Here is a 23,470-nt window from a genome sequence, read left to right as displayed (position 1 = left end):
TTGAATGTTTTATTTTAATGTTGTTAAGTTGAATGATTCCGAAGAAAAATTGATCTTATTTTTTTTGAAGAATAATGACTTACAAATCTGATAGTTGTAAATCATTACTGCAATTATACAACTTTATTTTCTTTTTTTTAGCTAAATTTTAAAAGAAACTGCTATTTTTGTCCCTGACAAATACAAAATATTCATGTTACAACGAATTCAAACTTTATATCTAATGTTAGCTGCTATAGTATCTGGCGGTTTAATATTTGTGTTTGAATTGTGGACTACTCCACAAGGCGTGAAAATATTTGCTGCAGATATTAATTATATACTGGCGCTATTTTTAGGGTCAGCATTATTGTCTGTTTTATCCATATTTAGATTTAAAAGTAGGAAGTCGCAATTTATGTTGGGACGACTGAACATCATATTAAACTTTATTTTACTAGGATTATTTGTGTATCAATCTCTAAATTTATCTGGAGAAACGGTTGTTTCTGAGAAGGGTATTGGGATTTTTCTTCCAATTGTTACTATCGTGTTATTGGCATTAGCCAATAAGGCCATCAAAAAGGATGAAGATCTTGTAAAATCTGTAGATCGGTTACGATAAACCTATCATCTTAGTAGTATTAGTGCGTAAGCCCAAGGTGAAGATCTTGGGCTTTTTTTTTTTTTTTCTGATTTATATTACTGATATTAGGTTGTTGTTATTATTATTATTATTGGGTCAACTTTAAATTTATAAATTATGAAAAATCAATTAAAAGCAATTTTAATTATCTTTGTGTTTGCATTTATTAGTTCTTGTAGTAGTGATGTAAATTCAACTGACGAAACAAATCAATCAGAAGAATTATTTTCAAAAATAGATTTTGATGATTTAGACTTGAATGTTAATTTCAATGATTCTAAAGACATCGTTTTGGATAGTAAGAGTTTTTCCAAAGAGAAAATAGATTTTGAAGATGTTATTAAAACCATAAATCAATTAAATAATCAACTTGATTTTCGTTCGAAAAGTGATAGTAACTTTTATGGAGCCTCATATCTCATTGTTGCCAATAATAAAAAAATAATGATTACAAATTTTAATTTGGATGAGGTAGCTTTAAGCAATGAATCACAAACGAATAGAACAGATACTGGATGCTCTACACCTCCACCAAGATGGGAATGTCCAAGTGGTATGACTGTTATAGATGTATGTTGGAGTGAGGATTGTATTAGAGATGCATTTACAGAAGCCATGGAAGGTTTTGGTAATGGAAATGCTGTCAATATTTCAGCTCATCATGGTGGCGCTTTTGGAGGTGTAACTATCTGTTCTGATTAATAATTTGAAAATAATGAAAATTAAATAACCTTTTACAATAAAATAAGAGAGCCCAAGGTGAAGATCTTCGGCTTTTTTATAGAAATTCACGATTATTTTAGAACAAATAAAAAAAACAACATGAGTAAAGCGTTTGTCTTATATTTACTTTCTGGAATTCTTCTCGCGGTCATTTTACATATTCTGGCTAAATTTTCCTTAAGAGCTTCAATTTTTGTTGGTGTTTTTACAGGAATTGTATCATTTTTTAGTTTAGAATATAAAAGAAAATAAGAGCTATTTCTTAAATTCAATCACTTCCAAATTTTCAATTTTTTTTCCATCAATTGTAAATCGCAGCATGGTTCGCACCTTATGAAAGCCATGTTTACCAATAGCGCCAGGATTCATATGTATTAAATTGAGTTTTTTGTCTGGCATGACTTTTAAAATATGCGAGTGACCTGAAATAAAAATACGCGGTGGGTTTTCCTTAATCAGCTCTTTAATTCTTACATTATACTTATTCGGGTATCCACCAATATGGGTTATCCACACATCAACACTTTCACACATAAAGCGGTTGTCTAACGGGAATTCTAATCGTGCTTTTTCGTCATCTATATTGCCGTAAACGCCACGTAAAGGCTTTAAAGCTTTGATGGTATCGGTTACTTTTAAATCGCCAATATCACCAGCGTGCCAAACTTCATCTGCTTGTTTCACATATTTTAAAATGTCATCATCAACATAGCTGTGGGTATCGGAAAGGAGGAGTATTTTTTTCATGTTCACATCCCATGAATGTGGGAATCTTTTTATTAGTTGTTATGCTTATATTTAACTTTTATTTGAAATTTCAAGAACGATTAAAATTCTATCTTTGCATTTTACAAAAATAACATAAACCATTGAGATATTTTCTAGAGCTTTCATATAACGGAATGAACTATCACGGCTGGCAAAACCAACCCAATGCTATTTCGGTTCAGGAAGTGATTGAAAAAGCACTGTCCACTTTATTAGGGCAAGAAACAGCCATAGTTGGAGCAGGAAGGACCGATGCTGGTGTGCATGCCAAACAGATGTTTGCTCATTTTAATTCGGAGGTTGTTTTTAACAATGATAATCTGTGTTACAGACTCAATGCGTTATTACCAAAAGATGTGGCTATTCAGAATATATTTGCTGTAACACCTGAAACTCATGCACGGTTCCATGCCACCAGTCGCACGTATTTGTACCGTTTAGCTTTGAAAAAAAACGCTTTTAATTTTGAAAGGGCTTATTTTATAAAGCAAAACCTCGATATTCCAAAAATGCAAACAGCAGCTGAAAGCTTATTAAACTATAAAGATTTTCAATGCTTTTCTAAAACAAACACCGATGTAAAGACGTATAATTGTAATATTATGAGTGTGCATTTTGAACTAATAGATGATGAATTGCACTTTACCATTCAAGCCGATCGATTTTTACGTAATATGGTTCGGGCAATCGTTGGTACTTTAATTAATATTGGGTTAGGAAAAATTAGTTTATCCGACCTAGACACTATTATTCAATCTAAAAACAGGCAAGAAGCAGGCTATTCTGTTCCAGCACATGGTTTGTATTTAATTCAAATTTCGTATCCAGAGTCTATAAAAAAATGACAACTAAAACAGATAATAAATTACTAGACACTAATCTCCTAAAAAAACTTGTAAAGTTCATGAAACCTTACAACCGTGTTTTTATTGGTGTGCTTTTTGTGGTTATTTTATTGGCACTATTAAGTGCTGCAAGGCCTTATATTTTGCAGCAAGCTATAGATAAAAATATAGCTACTAAAACGCTTGAGGGCTTTTTGCCATACATTTTGTTAATGGCCACGCTATTATTATTTGAAGTTATTAGCCAATTGCTATTTATCTTTTATGCTAGTTGGCTAGGGCAAACCGTTGTTAAAGATATTCGGGTAACCCTATTTAACCATATGCTTCGTTTTAAAATGAAGTATTATGATAATTCTTCAGTAGGTGTGTTAATTACCAGAGCCGTTACCGATATGGAGCGTATTGCTGCTATTTTTGGTGAAGGTTTATTTATGATTTTTAGAGATTTACTAACCATGCTGGTTGTTTCCGGTGTTATGGTTTACATGAATTGGCAGTTAAGTATTATTGTGTTTTTAATGTTGCCCTTGGTTTTATATGCCACACGAATTTTTCAGAAGTACATGAAAAAAGCCTTTGAAGAAGTTCGTACAGAAGTCTCCAATTTAAATTCTTTTGTTCAGGAGCGTGTTACAGGCATGAAAATTTTGCAATTATTTACACGGGAAGATACTGAATATAAAAATTTCAAAATAATTAACGAACGCCATAAACAGGGTTGGTTAAAAACAGTTTGGTATAACTCAATATTTTTTCCAATTGCCGAATTATCATCATCCATTACCATTGGTTTAATAGCTTGGTATGGTGGCTTAAATGCGGTGGTTGATGATACTGCAACGCTAGGAGATTTAACAGCATTTATCATGATGATTCCTATGTTATTTAGACCATTGCGTCAAATAGCTGATAAATTCAATACTTTGCAAATGGGTATGGTTGCAGCCAATCGTGTGTTTAGAGTTTTGGAAACAACATCGCAAATAGATGATACCGGAACGCAAGTTGCAACACATTTTAAAGGAGATATTAACTTTAATAATGTTCACTTTAGTTATGTAATTGATGAGGAAGTGCTAAAAGGAATATCCTTAAACGTGAAAGCTGGTGATACCATTGCTATTGTTGGAGCAACAGGAGCAGGGAAATCTACTATTATAAATTTATTAAATCGCTTTTATGAAATTAATAAAGGCGTTATAACAGTTGATGGGACTGATATTAAAGAATTTACTTTGGCTTCTTTGAGACAGCAAATTGCCGTAGTATTACAGGATGTATTTTTGTTTGCAGACACCATTTTAAGCAACATTACGTTAAATAATCCACATATTACAGAGGATGATGTTGTTGAAGCTGCGAAAGCTATAGGGATTCATGATTTTATTATGACCTTGCCAAACGGATATCACTATAATGTAAAAGAACGAGGTGCTATGTTATCCTCTGGGCAACGCCAACTGATTTCGTTTTTACGTGCTTATGTAACTAACCCGAGTATTTTGGTTTTGGATGAAGCCACATCGTCAGTAGATTCTTATTCTGAACAATTAATTCAAAATGCTACCGATAAAATAACTAAAAATAGAACCTCTATTGTTATTGCTCATCGATTAGCGACTATTAAAAAAGCAGATCAGATTATTGTTATGGACGCTGGTGAAATTGTAGAGCAAGGCACACATAACGAGTTGCTTAAGAAAGATAATGGCTATTATAAAAACTTACACGATGTGCAATTTGCCAAAGAAGAGGTGGCCGTATAAGACTTTGTAAAGCAGTTTGGTAGGTTTTATAATTGATTAGGTTAGATCTTTTTTAATCATTTCTGCCAATTCAACGGTATCATTAAACATAACAAATTCGCCATCCTTAAAATAGGCAATTTGTCCTGTTTCTTCGCTAACAGCAAGCGCTAAAGCATCTGTTTTTTCAGTAATTCCTACAGCAGCTCTATGGCGTAGTCCAAAACGACTGGGTAAGTTTTTGTCATTGTTTACAGGTAAAATAACACGTGTTGCCTTTACAATGTTATTGGAAATAATAATGGCACCGTCGTGCAGCGGACTATTTTTAAAAAAAATACTTTCAATAATTGGCTGTGTTACCGTAATGTTCATGGCGTCGCCAGTTGTGGTTAAAAAATCTAGATTATTATTATGTTCTAAAACAATTAACGCACCTGTTTTAGAAGCACTCATTTTATTACAGGCAGAAATAATAACATCCACATCTGTTTCGTTTTCGGTTTCTGTTTTCAAAAATTTAAACTGTTTGAAAAACTTCCCGCGCTTACTAAAATTAGTGGAACCAACCATCAGTAGAAATTTTCGGATTTCTTGTTGAAAAACAACAATTAAAGCAATTAAGCCTACACTCATAAACCCTCCTAAAATCTTACTCAACATTTTCATTTGTAAGGTTTCAGTAACTAGATAAATAAGATAAATAATAACAATGCCAATAAAAATATTGATAGCAACGGTGCCCTTTACCAATTTGTAAACGTAGTAGAGTAGTGCTGCTACAAGAACCACATCTATGATATCTATAACTGTGAATTTTAATAGGTCGTCAAAAATTTCCAAAGGCGTGTGTTTTTGTAAATGTAATAATTTCAGTTTAATAAATAAATTCGTTGTTGTGAACTTGTATTCCTTCAGAAATTAGAGAAATTAATGCAGATTTTATACTCATATAATCTTGAAATGTTAAGGATTCTGCTAGGTGGAGGACCAAAGGTTCCGATTTAAGTGTTGAATCCGTTTGTAGTTCAGAAATGAGTTGGTTTAGATTTTTAAACTCTTCCGAGTGTGAGAATTTAATGCGATTTAAAGTTTCAACTTTAATATTAAAACGGTTAGTTTTCATTTTGTTCAAAGCTTTTTGAGTGGCTTCAACAGAATCTTTCGTGAAGTAATTTACATCCGTAAAGTCTATAAATCCTAAATTTTTAATGCGTGTGTCGTTACAGCTGTAATAATTTTTGGCATCTTCATTTTTATGCATTTCAGCACCACGCTTTTTATTTTGTAGAAACTGTATTTTAGGTATAACATGTTTTAGTGTTAAACGCCTGTCTACATTTACCAGCCAGTTGGTTGAAATGATTAAATTTTTTCTGTTTAGTTCAATGCTATTTACAGCAGTAGAATCGTAAAACAAATAGGCTGGTGATATATCTAAAACCTCGTGCGTGTTGACTTGTTGTACTTCTGGTAATAGTATAACTTTTTCGCTGTTACAGGCAACAACAAGTAATGGTATTAAAAATTTAAAATATTTCATAGGGAATTATGTCATTTCAAGTGTTAAGTGAATGCATTCCATGGCTTCTTTTACATCATGAACCCGTAGAATGTTGGCACCTTTTTGTAAGGCTATTGTATTTAAAACGGTTGTGCCGTTTAGAGCATCTTTGGCTGTAACCTGTAAGGTGTTGTAAATCATTGATTTTCTTGAAACACCAATTAGAAGTGTTTTTTCAAGCATCTTAAAATGTTCTAAATGTTTTAATAGTTTAAAATTTTGTTCGCGTGTTTTTGCAAAACCAAAACCAGGATCAATAATAATATCTGATATCTGGTGTTTTTTTGCTTCAGATAGCCTTTCGGAAAAATAAAATATGATGTCTTTTAAAAGCAACTCGTATTCGGTTAAGGTTTGCATTGTTTGTGGTGTACCTCGCATATGCATCATAACATATGGCACTTTCAATTTGCCAACCATACTCAGCATATTAGTGTCTAATTTTCCAGCCGAAATATCGTTTACTAAAGCTGCTCCAGCTAAAATACTCTGTTGGGCTACTTGACTTCTAAAGGTGTCTACAGATAGTAAAATATCAGGGAACTTATCAGTAATGCCTTGTATAATGGGAATAATTCGATTGAGTTCTTCCGTTTCACTAACAAAACTAGCATTTGGCTTAGAACTATAGGCACCAACATCAATAAAGGTGGCGCCTTCGTGTAACATGGTTTCTACTTGGAAAAGGACATCGCTTATATTTTTATATTTTCCACCATCAAAAAAGGAATCTGGTGTCAGATTCAATATTCCCATTACTTTTGGGGTTGATAAATCAATTAGGTTTCCTTTACAGTTAATGGTCATAATTTGGCAATCTAGTTTATTCTTTTGAAAGTATTATCTTCACACAAGCAAACAAAATTAAGATATTCAAAGTAAAATAGTTGGTAATTTATATCAAAATAAAAACAATCAGTATTCAACTTTGAACTTTAAACAATTTAAGCGAAATTTACACAAAATTCAACGAAACTCATGCCAGATACCTCACAAGAATATGATGCTGTAATTGCTGTTTGCAGAAACCTTTTCGAGAAAAAAATGTCCGATTATGGCAGCGCATGGCGTATTTTACGTCTGCCATCTTTAACAGATCAAATTTTTATTAAAGCGCAACGAATTCGCGGTTTGCAACAAAATGCCGTTCAAAAAGTAGATGAAGGTGAAGTAAGTGAGTTTATTGGTATTATTAATTACTGCGTTATGGCGTTGATTCAAATAGAAAAAGGTGTTGTTGAGCAGCCGGACTTAAATACAGAAGAAGCCGTAAAACTATATACAGAACATGTTGGTATTACCAAAGAACTCATGATGAATAAAAATCATGATTACGGTGAGGCCTGGCGTGATATGCGGGTGAGTAGTTTAACCGATTTAATTCTTCAAAAATTATTACGCGTAAAGCAAATTGAAAACAACCAAGGTAAAACATTGGTAAGCGAAGGTATTGATGCCAATTATCAGGATATGATTAATTATGCCGTTTTTGCATTAATTCATTTAGAAGTAGCCAATCAATAACTATATTTAGATTTTAGAAAGAAAAATTATGAAATACATTGTAGCAGTTAGTCGCATATTTGTTGGAGTCCTTTTTATTATATCTGGATTTATTAAGTTAAACGATCCGTTAGGCTTTTCTTATAAACTACAAGAATATTTTAGTGCAGATGTTTTAAACATTCCTTTTTTGGAGCCTTATGCTTTAATAATATCCATTTTAGTGGTTGTTTTTGAAGTAGTTTTAGGCGTTTTTCTGCTTATTGGCTATAAGTCTAAATTTACAGTTTACAGCTTATTGGCTATGATTGTTTTCTTTACCTTTTTAACATTTTATTCAGCCTATTTTGATAAAGTTAAAGACTGTGGGTGTTTTGGTGATGCATTAAAATTAACACCATGGGAGAGTTTTACAAAAGATATTATATTGTTATTTTTTATTTTAATTCTAGTAGCTGGAATTAAACATATAAAACCACTTTTTGGCAGACCTGTTATTACAACCGCAATTGCGTTATTAAGTTTTCTAGCATCTTTGTCCTTTGCATATTACGTTTTAATGCATTTACCTGCAATAGACTTCCGTGCGTATAAGGTTGGTGCCAATATTCAAGAAGGGATGACTGTTCCAGATGATGCTCCTAAACCTGTTCAGGAATTTACATGGACTTTTAAGGTTGATGGAGCGGAACAAATATTTGTTACAGACGGTAGCTATCCTACTGTTGATGGTGAATATGTAGGTGTAGAGTCTAAAGTAATTGATCCTGGTTATGAACCACCTGTTGTCGATTTTTCAATAGAAACTGAAGACGAGGATCTGACAACATATTTTTTGGAAAAAGATAAGCTTATCATGATAATCATGTATAATTTGGCAACTGCAGAACCAGATGGTGTAGCAAAATTAAAAACTTTTTCTGATGAGGCTCTTAAAAAAGGATACACAGTAATTGGTCTGTCTGCATCTGGTGGAGAAGAGAAAGCACGCTTTAAAGCAAAGCATAAACTTAACTTTGATTTTTATTTATGCGATGAAAAAGCATTAAAAACTGTGGTTAGAGCAAGTCCTGGAATTGTGAAACTAGAGAAAGGAACCGTTGTTCAAAAAGTCCATTGGAATGATGTGGAAGCTATCAAGCTTTAAGCGTTAATTAATTTTAAAAATAAAGATATTTACTTCTGATAAGCTATTTGTTACATAAAATTACCTATGCATTACTAACCCTTTTTGGAGTGGTAACGGTAATATTTTTGTTATTTAATGTATTGCCTGGCGATCCTGCTAAAATGATGTTAGGTCAAAATCAAACAGCGGAGCAGGTTGAAGCTGTCCGACAGAAATATGGTTTTGATAAACCTAAAACAACCCAATATTTTTATTATTTAAACGATTTATTACCCATATCATTTCATTCTAAAAATGAAACAGATTACACCTATTTACGAGCTGGGAAGTATTCCGCAACCACGTTGTTTTCTATTGGTAATATAACTACCGTTTTAAAACTTCCATATTTACGAGAATCTTTTACAAAACAAGGAAAACGTGTTTCTGAAGTTATTAGCGAAACCTTGCCAAATACTGCTGTATTGGCTGTGTCAGCAATAACTATTGCCTTATTTATTGGTTTAATTTTAGGGGTTGTGTCAGCTATTTATAAAAATACGTGGTTGGATAAAGGCATTCAAATTGTGAGTACAGTAGGTATGAGTGTGCCGTCATTTTTTAGTGCTATTTTGTTTGCTTGGTTTTTTGGTTTTGTGCTTCATGAATATACCAATTTGGAAATGACGGGTAGTTTGTATGAACTGGATGATTATGGTCAAGCTATGCACATTCAATGGAAAAATTTAATACTTCCAGCACTTGTTTTGGGTATTCGGCCGTTAGCGGTTGTTATTCAGCTCATGCGGAATTCATTATTAGAAATCTATAATCAAGACTTTATTCGCACAGCAAGAGCAAAAGGCTTAAGTGAATTTCAAATTATACGAAAGCATGCGGTTAAAAATGCTTTAAATCCGGTAGTGACAGCTATTTCTGGTTGGTTTGCTTCTATGTTAGCAGGAGCTGTTTTTGTAGAGTATATTTTTGGATGGAATGGTCTTGGTAAAGAAATTGTAAATGCATTAAACACGCTAGATTTACCTGTTATTATGGGATCTGTATTGATAATTGCGGTTATCTTTATAATAATCAATATTTTTGTCGATATTATTTATACCTGGTTGGATCCGAAGGTTAGTCTTCAGTAGATAGTCTTCACATTGCAATCATGAATTCACAATCTTAATTCTAGGTAAGTGAATATGTTATAGATAATCAAATTTAAATTTTAACTCTAAATAAAAGTTCCTTCTCTTTAAGAAGGTTAAGTTGGGCTTATGAGAAAGCAAATAGTTGCTGGAAACTGGAAAATGAATAATGATTTGGCTATGACAGAATCATTAATAACGGAATTAAAAAAACATGTAAAAATATCTGATGCAGATATGATGATTGCGCCAGCATTTACAAATCTTTGGCATGCATTTGAGGCTTTAAGACATTCGGATATTGAGGTTGTTGCACAAAATATGCATTTTGCTGAAAGTGGTGCTTATACTGGAGAGATAAGCGCAGGTATGTTAAAAAGTGTTGGCATTCAAACCGTTATTTTAGGACATAGTGAACGTCGTGCATATTTTAATGAAACAGATGATTTACTAGCTCAAAAAGTAAATACAGCCTTAAAAAATAACATGCGTGTTATTTTTTGTTTTGGTGAAGAACTGGCTGATAGAAAGTCTAATAATCATGAAATGGTTGTAGAGAATCAAATTAAAAAGGCGTTATTTCATTTAAATTCTGACGCATTTAATAGCCTTATTTTAGCCTATGAACCAGTTTGGGCTATTGGAACCGGAGAAACGGCTAGTCCGGAGCAAGCTCAAGATATGCATGCGTTTATAAGAGAAACATTGGCCAATAAATATGGCCAAAATCTAGCCGACTCTGTTTCTATATTATATGGCGGAAGTGTGAAACCAAATAATGCCAGAGAAATATTCTCCAAGCCAGACGTGGATGGCGGATTAATAGGAGGAGCAGCACTGAAAGCTGAAGATTTTATGGCAATAGTAAATGCGTTTTAAGTTTTAAAAAATATGTCAAATACAATTTATATTGGTTACGATTTTACGGTAACACCGTTACAGCCAGCGGTTGAAATTTTAATAGCCGAATTAGGATATGCCGGATTTGAGAGTTTTGTAGAAACGGAATCAGGTGTAACAGCCTATATCCAGAAGACGGACTGGAACAAAGATATTTTAACGGATATTCAAATTTTAGCATCTAATGAATTTAAAATTACCTATGAATTCAACGAAATAGAGCAGGTAAATTGGAATGCTGAATGGGAACGAAACTTCAATCCAATAATAGTTGATGATGTTTGTGCTGTTCGAGCACCTTTTCATGAAAAATTCCAGACCAAGTATGATATTATTATAGAACCCAAAATGAGTTTTGGAACAGGACATCATGAAACCACTCATATGATGATTCAACACATACTTAAAAATGATTTTATCGATAAAACCGTATTAGATATGGGTTGTGGGACTGGTGTGTTGGCTATTTTGGCTGAAATGAAAGGTGCCAAAAAATTAGATGCTATTGATATTGATAATTGGTGCTACTTAAATAGTGTGGAGAATGTAGAAAGAAATAACTGCCATCATATTTCAGTTTACGAAGGAGATGTTAGTTTATTAACCAATAAAAATTACGATATTATTATAGCTAATATTAATAGAAATATCCTACTCCAAGATATTCCACAATATACAACTTGTTTAAATCCAAAAGGTTTATTATTTTTAAGTGGATTTTATTTCGACGATATTCCTGTAATTGAAGAGCTTTGCAATAAATACAACTTAAAACTCGTTGATACATTACAACGGAACGATTGGGTTGCCCTAAAATTTGAAAAAGAATAAAGGCTAATTGAAAGTCATTTCAAAAACGCTAAATTTTAATAGTATGAGTACCAAAGAACAAACTTTAGAAGACGTTTTACTTAAAGAAGATGTTTTAAAAGAAAACGAAATAATTCTTTATAATGATGATGTAAACACCTTTGATCATGTTATAAATACCTTAATTTATGCCTGTGATCATACTCCAGAACAAGCTGAACAGTGCTCCATATTAGTACATTATAAAGGACAGTGCACGGTTAAAACGGGATCCTATAAAGATCTTGAGCCCAGATGTTCCATGCTTCTGGAAGCTGGCTTAAGTGCAGAAATAAATTAATTAAAAAGAGATGTTTTGAAAAAGCAAATTCTAAATTAGAGTTTGCTTTTTTTTTTTGTTTAACAATCATATAAGCGTTGGTATTTTATGAGAATTTTATGATTAATCCTTTTACCAACAACCATAATGGTAGTATATTTAAAAGGAAAACTTAAAAAATAGTAATAATGAAAACATTATATGAAGCAACTACCCAAGCAGTGGGCGGAAGAAAGGGATATGTCAAATCTGACAACAGTCCAGTAGATTTCAATTTATCAGTACCAAAATCCATGGGAGGAGATGGAGGAGATGGTGCCAACCCAGAACAATTATTTGGTGCCGCATATGCAGCATGTTTTGGTGGTGCTATTCAGTCTGTTGCTAATAGCGAAGGTATTAAAATAGATGAAGAAGAATTAAGCGTTACAGCTATAATAGGATTTTGTAAAGATGATGACGGATTTTTCTTAGAGGCGACTTTGGATTGTTATATTCCAGGTGTAGATCTTGAAACAGGTGAGGATTTGGTCGAGAAAGCACATGAAGTTTGCCCTTTTAGTAAAGCAACTCGCGATAATATTACCGTAAACTTGAACCTATTGTTAGATGAATAGCTATCAATAAAAATATAAATAAAAAAACTTACCAAATGGTGAGTTTTTTTGTAACCAAGTCCACAACTAAACACCTGTGTTTACATAACGCAGTAATTTTTCCTGAATGCAATTGATTAAAAAGCCTCTGCCTCTAGAACACGTGTAAGGCTACAGTTTTTAGTTGTTTACAATGCAAATTGATTTTTTTTCAATTACTTAACATTCCTAAAGCTACGCTCTGGAAATCCATAAAAAACAAAAAAAACGCTCAAGCTAGCTTGGCGTTTTTTTCTTATTTAAGTAATTTATTCGTGACCTCGACTGGATTCAAACCAGTAACCTCTTGAGCCGTAATCAAGTGCGCTATTCAGTTGCGCCACGAGGCCGTTTTTGTGGGTGCAAATATATTTGTTTTTCTAATATATGCCAAATAAAATGACAATTAATCTAAAGCATTTTTTGTTACATATAATTTCCAGCCAAAAATGGCCATTTGAATTTTACTCGCTTTACTCAAGTCCAAGCCTTGTTTTGTAAAACTTGGTAACAATACTTTGTTTACTTTAGCTAAAAATTTAAAAAATTGTTTTTTCATAAATTAACTGAAAATGATTTTTAGTTAAGATGTTAAATTTAAGAATTTAATAATCTATAAAATAATAATTCCTAAAGTAGTTCCTTACATTTGCAAAAACCCCTTTTTATGAAATATAATTTACTATTTATTTTACTATTTTTTATTGGCTTTCAATCCTTTAGCCAGATTGTAATTAATGAGTTGGATTGTGATACGCCAGGTATTGATGACCAGGAATTTTTAGAAATTAAATCAGACGTGCCTAATTTTAATCTAGATGGTTATGTGGTGGTGTTTTTTAATGGTTCCAATTCTGGTGGTAACTCTAGCTACTTTACTATTGATTTAGATGGTTATACCACAGATGAAAATGGTTTATTATTAATAGGAAGCGATACGGTTACACCTTTTCCTCAATTATTAATTGCTGCAAATACTATTCAAAATGGTGCAGATGCTGTGGCTATTTATCAAGGAAGTGATTTTGATTTTCCCGAAGAAACTGTTGCAACCATTGATAACCTTATTGATGTATTAATTTATGATACCTCGGATTCAGATGATGAGGACATGATAGCTATTTTTAGTGCTGATCCAAATTTTGCCAGTATTGAGCAAATTAATGAAGGCCCAGGAAATAATACCAATTCTATTCAGCGGAATAATGATGGTACGTATACGTCTACTACACCAACACCACGTGCCTTAAATGATGGTAGCGGAATAGTTTTTAATAGCATTGCTATATCTACAGATGCGGAACAGTATCAGGAAGGCGAAACCATACTCATAACATTTACTTCGCAAACAAACGTGGATTCAGACGCTACTTTCTCATTTTCATTATCAAATGCAGGATTTAATACTATGGACTATACAGGAAGCACGACTGTTACCATTCCAAACGGACAAAATTCTGTTTCAACCTCTATTACGCTAGTTAATGATACAGAAGATGAAGGAGATGAAGAACCAGTTATTAAATTTGTCAACTTGCCTTCACCTTATATTCCGTTTAATAACTTTATAAAACTTCGAGCCATTGATGATGATTTTACCGTTGCCAGTTTTGGAACGCCTTTAAATTCTACTTTTGGCAATGTAACAAGTACTCAACCTAGCGGTTATTATAATAGTTTAGATGGTTTGTCTGATGCAAATTTAAAGCAAGCTTTGCAGGATATAATTGCCGATCCTTCAGTAGTAAGAGCGCAAACTTATGCCGATGTGATTGATATTTTAAAAGAAGCCGATCAAAATCCAGAAAATAGTAACGAAGTTTGGCTGGTATATTTAGAGCAAGGTCGTGCAAAATTGGATTTTCAATTAACTTCCGATAGTAATGGTAAGTGGAATAGGGAACATACCTTTCCACGTTCTCGTGCTGGTTATTACAGTATTGAAGAAGATGAAATTGCAGATGGAAAAGATATTTTCTGGACCACGAAAGCGGATTCACTGCGACATGGAAATTCTGATGCTCATGCTTTAAGAGCTGTAGATGGTCCTGAAAACAGTAGTAGAAACAATCAGTTTTATGGAGAGTATACTGGCCCAGTTGGTACGTTAGGCGGTTTTAAAGGTGATGTAGCACGAGGTGTTTTTTATCTAGCTGTACGTTATAACGGTCTAGATATTGTTAATGGTTATCCAGATGGCAATGTTGGACAGTTTGGCGACTTACAAACGCTATTAGAATGGCACAGAAATGATCCGCCAGATGATTTTGAAATGAACAGAAATAATGTCATTTATACATGGCAATACAACAGAAACCCGTTTATAGATCAACCTGAATTAATTGAATATATTTGGGGTGATAACATTGGAGAAACATGGGTACAACCCTTAAGTATTGATGAAAATTCGTTAGATACTGTTTCAGTGTATCCAAATCCAACTACAGGACGGGTTTATATTAAAGGGTTAAAAAAATCAGCCAATATAACTGTTTATTCTATGGACGGAAGAGCACTATTTACAAAAGCCGTTGATAACGCAACCATAGATTTAAACCTTTCAAGTGGTATGTTTCTAATGCAAATAACTTCAGAGGATAGAACGACTATTAAAAAAATTATGGTTAATTAATTATAAAAAAATTAAAACCTAAAAAACCCAAACAGCACTGTTTGGGTTTTTTTTATGAACTAAATTAGTGGCCTATTTCCGAATCTTGGTTGTCACGATTATAGCACCATTTTTACCTTTTTCGTTGTATAACGATTTGGCAATTTCTGGTTTTAAAACATTCACATTTTCAATATTACTTGGATCAATGGCTTGCAAGTCTCTCCTTGTAGATTCTACTCCGTTAATAAGGATTAATGTCGTTTCAGGAATATCCATAAGTTTCGTGTTTGTTTCTCCTGTCGAAATAATAATCACACCATCTTGGCCTTTTTTACCATATTTTTCTAGTAGACTTTTATCGTTTATTACATCTGTTTTAATTATGGTGTTTGGGTCAATTTGGTTCATTTTTTCAGGTGTAATTTCTTTTCCATTCAGTAGAATCAGAGCTCTGCTTTCTGTTGTAGATGGATTTTTATTAACAGGTTTGGAGTCCTGTGAATCAAAAAAGGTTTCTCCTTCAAAAATAATAACACCGTCTTTTCCTGCTTCACCATATCGTTCTAATCCCTCGTTTTTATTAATAATCGTTATGTGTTCCGAAATGGTATAATTTTGATGTTTCAGATTGCTTTTTTTGTAGTGTTCTCCATTTATAATATACAGCGGATCATTTCCTAATCCATCCTCGTCACTAATAGTTTTTTTGTTTCCTATTTGTGTTGTAGCTGTTTTTCCAAACATGATACGATCTTTACTGACAAGTGTTGTTTCATCGTCAGAAAATTGGAACATAATATCTTGCTCGTTTTCTGTAAGCATCAATGAAAACGGTTTTATAGTTTCCTGATTATCATTTTTAACAGTAACTCGTTTGGTGAATTTGGTACCTTGATTATGTTTTGTTTTAATGGTTATTTCTCGAATGGTATTATCGGTGTTTCTAGAAATATCGCTAAACTTCAACTTCACGTTTTTATTAGAAAAGTAGGTTTCAATTGTCGCGAGTTCTGATGGAGTGGATGTTTCCGTAACCGTAAAGCGTTGGAATGAATTATTGGTTTCAAACGAAGTTGTTGAAATATAAACTTCTTTAGTGTTGAAACTCATTAAAAATAAAGCTAATACAGGAATAACAAAAGCATATTTCCAAGCTTGTAAAGTTTTTGATTTTGATGTGTGTAGCATAACGATTCGTTTTTTGATTAATGAATTATAAAAATTATTTGCCATCTCCAATTGATTTGTTGGAATACTTGTCTTTAATAACAGACGTTGATAGCTTTTTTTGCAATCAGATTGTAATTGTGTTTGGTGGTCTGCAATAAACTCTAGATTTTGCTGGAGAGCTTTTTTGTAATACCAAACTAATGGATTAAACCATAAAATAATACAGGTAAGCTCTGATATGAGGATATCTAAAGAATGGTGTTGCTTTACATGAACTCGTTCATGATTTAGTATTAGTTGTAATTCATAGGGTTTATAAATATTTGGATTAAAAACAATTCTATTAAAAAAAGAAAAAGGGGCAACGGCATCCTTTGTTTCTATATAATAAATACCAGCTATTTTTTTCGAATGTCTATGTTTTATTACCCTGATTAGCGATAGCAAATTAACTATGAATTTACCTGTAAAAAATAAAACACCCAAACTATAAAGACCAAGCAATAAGGTTTTTAGGTTAAAACTATTCGCGGTAATTTGTTGTGAAATAGCAGTCTTGGAAAACATTAAGGCATTAAAAGATTGTGGTTCTACCTTCACATAAATTGGAATAACCACCAATGGAAGCAGTAGAGCAATAAGCTGTCCGCTTAATAAAAACCAACGATTTCCGTTAAAAAATGTTTCAAGCTGTAAAAACCATTTATATCCCAAATAGAAGATGGTTAGTATGGCAGACGCTTTTAAGAAGTAATCCATAATTATTGGTTGTTTTCTATTAGGGCTATAATTTCTTTAAGTTCGTCTACACTTATTTTTTCTTCTTTAGCAAAAAATGAAACTACGTTTTTATAAGAGCTATTAAAATAGTTGTCAATAGCTGTTGACATAAATTTTTTCTTATAACTTTCTTTAGTAACCAATGGAAAATATTCATGTGTTTTTCCATATGCTTTATAGCCTACATATCCTTTGTCTTCAAGGTTTCTGATAATTGTAGATAAGGTGTTGTAATGAGGTTTATCTGTTTTAATTTTGGCTAATACATCTTTTACAAAAGCCTTTTTTAGCGTCCATAAAATATGCATAATTTCTTCCTCTTTATTTGTTAGTTTTTGCATTATAATTTATTTAATGATAGTCAAATGTATAACTATTTTTATAGTTATACAACTTAATATATAGTTAATTAACGAATTTTTTAGTTTTAGTAATAAAATCATAGGAAATAGTATCTTCGCATTGTAATATATCAGTGATAGAAAACTGTTAAAATTTAATTGAAAATGAGTATAGTTTGGATGCTATTAGGTTTGGTTTTATTAGTGGTAGGAGGTGAGTTCTTAGTTCGGTCTTCTGTGGCGCTTTCCTTTAAATTTAATATTTCTAAATTGGTAATAGGAATGACGGTAGTATCTTTTGCAACATCTGCTCCTGAATTGCTAGTTAGTCTGCAAGCGGCTTTAGATGGGTCGCCAGACATTGCTTTAGGAAATGTCATTGGTTCAAACATAGCAAATATTGGACTCGTTTTGGGAATTACGGCCTTTATATCACCTTTAACAATTGACAAGGATTTTTATAAAATGAATTGGCCAATGATGATGTTGCTATCTGTAGCACTGTATTTTATGCTACAAAGCGGTTTAGTGCTGGATTTTAAAGAGGGTTTGGCTTTAATGATTTCTTTAATTGTTTTTCTGTATATTTTAATAAGCCGTTCTAAAAAAGCGAGTAATAAGGAACTCGATATAGAGGAGGTAGATGATGCATTGCAAACAACATCAAATTTTAAGGTAATTATCTGGTTGCTTATAGGTGCAGCAGCCTTATACTTTGGGAGTGAATGGCTGGTAGTGGGCGCTAAAGATATGGCAACGAGCATGGGTGTTAGTGAGCGCGTTATTTCTGTTACTATGGTAGCTATTGGAACAAGTGTTCCAGAGTTGGCAGCATCTGTAATCGCAGCCTTGAAAAAAGAAAAAGCCATATCTTTAGGGAATTTAATAGGATCTAATATTTTCAATATTGCTTCTGTTTTAGGTCTAACAGCAATGATTCATCCCATACCTGTTAATAATCCAAATATTTTAAGTCAAGATGTTTTTTGGATGCTAGGGTTTGCAGCTGTTTTAATCCCTTTAGCATTTCTACCAAAACGATTTTCTTTAGGGCGTTATAAAGGTGCTTTGCTTTTAGGGTCTTACATTATTTTTGTGTATATGGCTTTTTCAGGTAGCTTTTAATAGGGTTCATTTTATTTTATTTTAATTTTTTTAATGGTTACCCCTAAAAAAAAGAGGGGTGTTTGTTTGTTTTTTAAAAAAAAGTGTACTTTTGTATGGAAATTATTAAAAAACAAATTATGTCCACATTAAGATTTTATGCCATTAAGGAAACGTTGAATCGTAAGCCTATTAAAATTGAAGAGAATGAACGTCGTTCCGAAATTTTTGGATCAAACGTTTTTAATGAAGACACGATGCGTCAATACTTAACAAAAGAAGCATTTGTTAGTGTTATGGACGCCATGCAAAACGGATCTAAAATAAGTCGTTATGTAGCTGATCATATTTCAACAGGTATGAAAGAATGGGCTATTTCTAAAGGTGCCACGCATTATACACATTGGTTTCAACCCTTAACAGGTACAACAGCTGAAAAGCATGATGCTTTTTTTGAGCCCATAGGGAATGGTCGTGCTATTGAAAAATTTGGAGGTGGACAATTAGTACAACAAGAACCAGACGCTTCTAGTTTTCCAAATGGAGGTATTAGAAATACGTTTGAAGCTCGTGGTTATACCGCATGGGATCCAACATCGCCTGCATTTATTTATGGTACTACGCTTTGTATTCCAACTGTTTTTGTTGCTTATACGGGAGAAGCATTAGATTATAAAACGCCATTATTGCGTGCTTTACAGGCTGTAGATACGGCTGCTGTAGATGTGTGTAAGTATTTTGATAAAAATGTAAAGAAGGTAAACGCTTCGCTAGGTTGGGAGCAGGAATACTTTTTGGTAGATAGCGCTTTGGCAGCCTCAAGACCTGATATTGTATTAACTGGTCGCACAATGCTTGGTCACTCGCCAGCTAAAGGTCAGCAACTAGACGATCACTATTTTGGAACCATCCCAACGCGTGCTATGCAGTTTATGCGCGATTTAGAAACGGAATGTATGTTATTGGGAATTCCTGTTAAAACACGACATAATGAGGTTGCTCCAAATCAGTTTGAGTTGGCGCCAGTTTACGATGAAGCCAATTTAGCCGTAGACCATAACTCTTTATTAATGGATTTAATGCATAAGGTAGGTGAGCGTCATCATTTTAAGGTGTTATTTCATGAAAAACCTTATAAAGGTGTTAATGGTTCTGGGAAACATAATAACTGGAGTTTAACCACGGATACTGGAGTCAATCTTTTTGGACCTGGAAAGACACCAATGAGTAATTTACAGTTTTTAACCTTTTTTATCAATGCTATCAAAGCGGTAAACGATCATGAAGAAATAATTCGCGCAGCTATTGCCTCTGCGAGTAACGATCACCGTTTGGGAGCCAATGAAGCTCCTCCGGCTATCGTATCAGTGTTTATAGGTGAGCAATTAACAAATGTACTCAACGAGTTGCAAAATGTAACAAACGGTAAATTGTCTCCAGAAGAAAAAACCGACTTAAAGCTGAATGTAGTTGGTAAAATTCCAGAAATTTTATTAGATAATACAGATAGAAATAGAACATCACCTTTCGCCTTTACAGGGAATAAATTTGAATTTAGAGCAGTTGGTTCTAAAGCTAACTGTGCAAATCCAATGACAGTTTTAAATACAATTATGGCAAGACAGTTAATTGACTTTAAAGCTGAAGTGGATGCCTTAATTGAGAAAGAGAGTCTTAAAAAAGATGAAGCTATTTTTAATGTGTTGCGTGAGTATATCAAGCATTCTCAAAACATCTTGTTTGAAGGAAATGGATATGGAGAAGCTTGGGAAAAAGAGGCTAAAAGACGTGGTCTAAGTAACAACAAAACAACTCCAGAAGCATTAAAAGCTAAAATTTCTGAAAAAGCAATTAAGCTTTTTGAAGATTTGGGTGTTATGAATCGCGTAGAATCTGAAGCGCGCTATGAAATTGAAATGGAAGATTACGTAATGCGTATCCAAATTGAAGGTCGTGTTATTGGGGATATTGCTAGGAACCATGTAGTGCCAGTTGCTGTGAGATATCAAAATATATTGATTAAGAATGTTAAAGGCTTAAAAGAGATATATGGCGACGATTTCAAGAAATTTGGACAAGAACAATTGAATTTAATTGAAGATATTTCTGAACACATTGCGTCTATTAATTCAAATGTTACGTTGATGATTAATGAACGTAAAATAGCCAACAAAATTGGTGAGATTGATAAAAAAGCCGATGCCTATTGCAATAAAGTAAAGCCGTTTTTTGATGATATTAGATATCATTGTGATAAGCTTGAATTATTGGTAGATGATGAGCTTTGGCCATTGACAAAATACCGAGAATTATTATTTACTAAATAGTAAATTAATATTATAACTTATTGTAAACGCTCTACTTATGTAGGGCGTTTTCTATATTGTAAAGGCTTTAATATGTAGTTTGTCTGATATAATTTGTAGGTTAACGAAAATATAATTTTGAATGCGATTCTTTGTAAATAAATCGTATTTTTGAAATGCTATTAATCATTATAAATTACATTATGAAAAGGCTTATTATAAGTGTTCTTATGCTTATGGCTGCTACTCTAATTTTTTCTCAAGCTAAAGATTCTGTTGATGACAATGCGTCTAAACAGGAAGTTGTTAGCCAAAAAGAAATACCAACAACATTGGGGTAATATTTTAGTCAGCCACGTTGTTGAAAAAATCATATTTAAATTTTAAAGTATTCAAGAAGTTCTTTAAAATTTAGATGTGGTTTTTTTTATGCCCTTAAATTTCAGTCTGTTGGCTTTTTTCTAGCAGGATATTTGTTATATTGTCCACTTGTTAAAAAATGAATAATGACATATCCTGTTAAAAAACAGCCATTTTTAGTTCAGCTTAAATGGTGTATGAGTCTTTTAATTCCAATATTTCTGTTGCTTAATTGGAGTGGTTTTGCTCAAGGCAATCGGAGTAGCAAGCAACAAACAGACTTACCAAAAACTGATTTTTATGATTATCGCGGAACGCATGCTATTTCAACAGCTTTAGGAGCGGCTATTATTAATGGAGATTATGCTGATCCAGAGTTTGGAGTTTATATGGGTTTTGGTTACAAGAAATCGATTATTCCATATATTAACATACATCTTACCTATAATAAGTTTAATCTTGTTTATAAAAATCAGTTTAATAATGGTTTTATGTCTTTTGATTTGAATGCTGAAATTTTAGCCTTACCACATGAGCGCTTTTCGCCATTTGTATTTTTTGGAGGTGGTGTTAATGCGTCTAATTACTTTGAAGCAGTAGATCCAAAAGTTCAAGGAGGTCTGGGCTTAGAATATGTAATTTATGAAGGGTTGAGTTTTAGAGTATTTGGAGATTATAACCATGTTTTTAGCGATGAATTAGATGGTAAAGTTTTTGGTGCTTCAGACGATGTTTACTGGAGAATTGCCTGTGGTGTTACTTTTTATTTTGGAGGTGCCAAGAAAAAAGCGAAACTGTTAAATGCGGTGCCAACAATTATTAAAACTAACCCAATTCCTACCGATAACTAAATAACAATTCTTATTTTTGTTGCTCAATTTCAGGATATGAGTCAAGAAGTAAGTAAAAGATACGCGCAAAGAGGTGTTTCTGCCTCTAAAGAAGATGTGCATAATGCCATTAAAAACATAGACAAAGGCTTGTTTCCAAAAGCTTTTTGTAAAATAGTTCCCGATTATTTAACCAACAATCCAGAGTATTGCCTTATTATGCATGCCGATGGTGCTGGTACTAAATCGTCATTAGCATATATGTATTGGAAAGAAACCGGCGATTTATCTGTTTGGAAAGGCATTGCTCAAGATGCTTTAATTATGAATATTGATGATTTATTGTGTGTTGGCGCTACTGATAATATTATGCTTTCCTCGACAATTGGACGCAATAAAAACAATATTCCTGGCGAGGTGCTTTCGGCAATTATTAATGGAACTGAAGCCCTTATTGCAGATTTAAAGTCCTTTGGCGTTACCATTCATTCTACAGGAGGAGAAACAGCAGACGTTGGCGATTTAGTACGAACCATTATTGTCGATTCTACTGTTACAGCACGCATGAAACGCTCGGATGTTATCGATAATGCTAATATCAAGGCTGGTGATGTTATTGTTGGTTTGGAATCCTTTGGTCAGGCAACTTATGAAAAAAGTTATAATGGCGGTATGGGAAGCAACGGTTTAACATCTGCAAGGCATGATGTGTTCCATAACTATCTAGCCCAAAAATATCCAGAAAGTTTTGATGCAGCTGTTCCAAGTGATTTGGTGTATTCTGGTGCTATGAAATTAACAGATAGTGTTTCTGAATCACCTATAGACGCTGGAAAATTGTTGTTATCTCCAACACGAACCTATGCGCCAATTATTAAAGAAATATTGGATACCTTCACTAGTGAAACCATTCATGGAATGGTTCATTGTAGTGGTGGTGCACAAACTAAAATTTTGCATTTTATTGACAGTCTTCATATTGTTAAAGATAATTTATTTAATGTGCCACCTTTATTTAAGCTGATACAGGAGCAGTCTAAAACAGACTGGAAAGAAATGTATCAGGTGTTTAATTGTGGGCATCGTATGGAATTGTATGTAGATCCAAAAGTGGCAGACGCTATTATTAAAATTTCAAAATCCTATAATGTTGATGCTAAAATAGTTGGATATGTTGAAGCGGCTTCAGAGAAAAAGCTTACAATAAAAAGCGAATTCGGTGAGTTTGTATATCAATAAGATGTTATTCTTCAAATTTCCCAAAAA

The 23,470-nt window shown here is 33.0% G+C and carries 24 protein-coding genes and 1 tRNA gene; 17 read left to right on the top strand and 8 right to left on the bottom strand.

Going from position 1 to position 23,470, the window contains the following annotated elements; genetic code table 11:
• Nucleotides 1-193 precede the first annotated feature (193 nt).
• Together BM239_RS12185 and BM239_RS12180 are read left to right on the top strand one after the other, a co-directional pair.
• On the top strand, nucleotides 194-604 hold the full coding sequence (locus BM239_RS12185; protein ID WP_092208998.1) for a DUF4293 domain-containing protein: 411 nt from the start codon (nucleotides 194-196) through the stop codon (nucleotides 602-604).
• A gap of 138 nt (nucleotides 605-742) precedes the next feature.
• Nucleotides 743-1,327 carry a hypothetical protein gene (locus BM239_RS12180; RefSeq protein ID WP_092208996.1) on the top strand — a complete coding sequence of 195 codons (585 nt, stop codon included), beginning with the start codon at nucleotides 743-745 and terminating at the stop codon, nucleotides 1,325-1,327.
• Between the two features lie 276 nt (nucleotides 1,328-1,603).
• Here BM239_RS12180 and BM239_RS12170 read toward each other — a convergent pair whose 3' ends face one another.
• Complete coding sequence (locus tag BM239_RS12170; protein WP_092208992.1) at nucleotides 1,604-2,095, bottom strand: metallophosphoesterase family protein; 492 nt, start codon at nucleotides 2,093-2,095, stop codon at nucleotides 1,604-1,606.
• Between the two features lie 122 nt (nucleotides 2,096-2,217).
• On the opposite strand from BM239_RS12170, the gene truA reads away from it, so the two are divergent.
• Entirely contained in the window at nucleotides 2,218-2,961 is a 744-nt protein-coding gene (gene truA, locus BM239_RS12165) for a tRNA pseudouridine(38-40) synthase TruA (protein WP_092208990.1), read from the top strand.
• Nucleotides 2,958-4,730: an ABC transporter ATP-binding protein gene (locus BM239_RS12160; RefSeq protein ID WP_092208988.1), complete on the top strand. Its 1,773-nt coding sequence runs from the start codon at nucleotides 2,958-2,960 to the stop codon at nucleotides 4,728-4,730. Before truA ends, BM239_RS12160 begins: the two co-directional genes overlap by 4 nt.
• A 36-nt stretch (nucleotides 4,731-4,766) precedes the next feature.
• Here the strand turns inward: BM239_RS12160 and BM239_RS12155 are convergent, their stop codons facing one another.
• Genes BM239_RS12155 through folP form a run of 3 tightly spaced genes read right to left on the bottom strand, consistent with a single transcriptional unit; the run spans nucleotide 4,767 to nucleotide 7,080 of the window.
• Nucleotides 4,767-5,552 carry a diadenylate cyclase gene (locus tag BM239_RS12155; protein ID WP_092208986.1) on the bottom strand — a complete coding sequence of 262 codons (786 nt, stop codon included), beginning with the start codon at nucleotides 5,550-5,552 and terminating at the stop codon, nucleotides 4,767-4,769.
• Between the two features lie 34 nt (nucleotides 5,553-5,586).
• Complete coding sequence (locus BM239_RS12150) at nucleotides 5,587-6,252, bottom strand: hypothetical protein (RefSeq protein WP_092208984.1); 666 nt, start codon at nucleotides 6,250-6,252, stop codon at nucleotides 5,587-5,589.
• A 6-nt stretch (nucleotides 6,253-6,258) separates the two neighbouring features.
• The gene (gene folP, locus BM239_RS12145; RefSeq protein ID WP_092208982.1) at nucleotides 6,259-7,080 is read right to left on the bottom strand and encodes a dihydropteroate synthase; all 822 of its coding nucleotides are present in this window, start codon (nucleotides 7,078-7,080) and stop codon (nucleotides 6,259-6,261) included.
• Nucleotides 7,081-7,251: 171 nt separating this feature from the next.
• Between folP and BM239_RS12140 the strand changes: the two genes are divergently transcribed.
• From BM239_RS12140 to BM239_RS12110, 7 genes are all read left to right on the top strand, one after another.
• Nucleotides 7,252-7,797 (top strand): DUF1599 domain-containing protein, encoded by a 546-nt coding sequence (locus BM239_RS12140; protein ID WP_092208980.1) that lies wholly within the window; start codon nucleotides 7,252-7,254, stop codon nucleotides 7,795-7,797.
• Nucleotides 7,798-7,825: 28 nt separating this feature from the next.
• Nucleotides 7,826-8,923, top strand: a complete 1,098-nt coding sequence (locus BM239_RS12135) for a BT_3928 family protein (protein WP_092208978.1) — start codon at nucleotides 7,826-7,828, stop codon at nucleotides 8,921-8,923.
• 35 nt (nucleotides 8,924-8,958) lie between these two features.
• Nucleotides 8,959-10,035 (top strand): ABC transporter permease, encoded by a 1,077-nt coding sequence (locus BM239_RS12130; protein WP_092208976.1) that lies wholly within the window; start codon nucleotides 8,959-8,961, stop codon nucleotides 10,033-10,035.
• 129 nt (nucleotides 10,036-10,164) lie between these two features.
• Entirely contained in the window at nucleotides 10,165-10,914 is a 750-nt protein-coding gene (tpiA, locus tag BM239_RS12125; protein ID WP_092208974.1) for a triose-phosphate isomerase, read from the top strand.
• Between the two features lie 12 nt (nucleotides 10,915-10,926).
• Nucleotides 10,927-11,766 carry a 50S ribosomal protein L11 methyltransferase gene (gene prmA / locus BM239_RS12120; RefSeq protein WP_092208972.1) on the top strand — a complete coding sequence of 280 codons (840 nt, stop codon included), beginning with the start codon at nucleotides 10,927-10,929 and terminating at the stop codon, nucleotides 11,764-11,766.
• A 43-nt stretch (nucleotides 11,767-11,809) separates the two neighbouring features.
• Entirely contained in the window at nucleotides 11,810-12,085 is a 276-nt protein-coding gene (locus tag BM239_RS12115; RefSeq protein WP_092209138.1) for an ATP-dependent Clp protease adaptor ClpS, read from the top strand.
• Nucleotides 12,086-12,252: 167 nt separating this feature from the next.
• Nucleotides 12,253-12,681, top strand: coding sequence for an organic hydroperoxide resistance protein (locus BM239_RS12110; protein ID WP_092208970.1), 429 nt, complete (start codon nucleotides 12,253-12,255; stop codon nucleotides 12,679-12,681).
• A 294-nt stretch (nucleotides 12,682-12,975) separates the two neighbouring features.
• Here BM239_RS12110 and BM239_RS12105 read toward each other — a convergent pair.
• Nucleotides 12,976-13,049 (bottom strand) — tRNA-Arg (locus tag BM239_RS12105).
• A gap of 56 nt (nucleotides 13,050-13,105) precedes the next feature.
• A complete protein-coding gene (locus BM239_RS12100) occupies nucleotides 13,106-13,258 on the bottom strand; it encodes an SsrA-binding protein (protein ID WP_092208968.1) in 153 nt (50 codons plus the stop codon).
• A 108-nt stretch (nucleotides 13,259-13,366) separates the two neighbouring features.
• Between BM239_RS12100 and BM239_RS12095 the strand changes: the two genes are divergently transcribed.
• Nucleotides 13,367-15,331: an endonuclease gene (locus BM239_RS12095; protein WP_092208966.1), complete on the top strand. Its 1,965-nt coding sequence runs from the start codon at nucleotides 13,367-13,369 to the stop codon at nucleotides 15,329-15,331.
• Nucleotides 15,332-15,403: 72 nt separating this feature from the next.
• Here BM239_RS12095 and BM239_RS12090 read toward each other — a convergent pair whose 3' ends face one another.
• Together BM239_RS12090 and BM239_RS12085 are read right to left on the bottom strand one after the other, a co-directional pair.
• Complete coding sequence (locus BM239_RS12090) at nucleotides 15,404-17,242, bottom strand: M56 family metallopeptidase (RefSeq protein ID WP_092208964.1); 1,839 nt, start codon at nucleotides 17,240-17,242, stop codon at nucleotides 15,404-15,406.
• 2 nt (nucleotides 17,243-17,244) lie between these two features.
• A complete protein-coding gene (locus BM239_RS12085) occupies nucleotides 17,245-17,604 on the bottom strand; it encodes a BlaI/MecI/CopY family transcriptional regulator (protein ID WP_092208962.1) in 360 nt (119 codons plus the stop codon).
• Nucleotides 17,605-17,769: 165 nt separating this feature from the next.
• Here BM239_RS12085 and BM239_RS12080 point away from each other — a divergent pair, with 165 nt between their 5' ends.
• The 5 genes from BM239_RS12080 to BM239_RS12065 all read left to right on the top strand — a co-directional run bounded on the left by BM239_RS12080 (nucleotide 17,770) and on the right by BM239_RS12065 (nucleotide 23,443).
• Nucleotides 17,770-18,729: a calcium/sodium antiporter gene (locus tag BM239_RS12080; protein ID WP_092208960.1), complete on the top strand. Its 960-nt coding sequence runs from the start codon at nucleotides 17,770-17,772 to the stop codon at nucleotides 18,727-18,729.
• A 119-nt stretch (nucleotides 18,730-18,848) separates the two neighbouring features.
• Nucleotides 18,849-21,035: a glutamine synthetase III family protein gene (locus BM239_RS12075; protein ID WP_092209136.1), complete on the top strand. Its 2,187-nt coding sequence runs from the start codon at nucleotides 18,849-18,851 to the stop codon at nucleotides 21,033-21,035.
• A 182-nt stretch (nucleotides 21,036-21,217) separates the two neighbouring features.
• On the top strand, nucleotides 21,218-21,355 hold the full coding sequence (locus BM239_RS15440) for a hypothetical protein (protein WP_177209037.1): 138 nt from the start codon (nucleotides 21,218-21,220) through the stop codon (nucleotides 21,353-21,355).
• Nucleotides 21,356-21,520: 165 nt separating this feature from the next.
• Complete coding sequence (locus BM239_RS12070; RefSeq protein WP_177209036.1) at nucleotides 21,521-22,225, top strand: Curli production assembly/transport component CsgG; 705 nt, start codon at nucleotides 21,521-21,523, stop codon at nucleotides 22,223-22,225.
• Nucleotides 22,226-22,261: 36 nt separating this feature from the next.
• Nucleotides 22,262-23,443 carry an AIR synthase related protein gene (locus BM239_RS12065; RefSeq protein WP_092208958.1) on the top strand — a complete coding sequence of 394 codons (1,182 nt, stop codon included), beginning with the start codon at nucleotides 22,262-22,264 and terminating at the stop codon, nucleotides 23,441-23,443.
• Nucleotides 23,444-23,470: the final 27 nt, after the last annotated feature.

Source organism: Algorimicrobium echini (assembly GCF_900115185.1).
In the GTDB taxonomy this organism is placed as follows: domain Bacteria; phylum Bacteroidota; class Bacteroidia; order Flavobacteriales; family Flavobacteriaceae; genus Algorimicrobium; species Algorimicrobium echini.
Note: the sequence above shows the minus strand (reverse complement) of the source record. Positions and strands in the feature narration are given on the sequence as shown.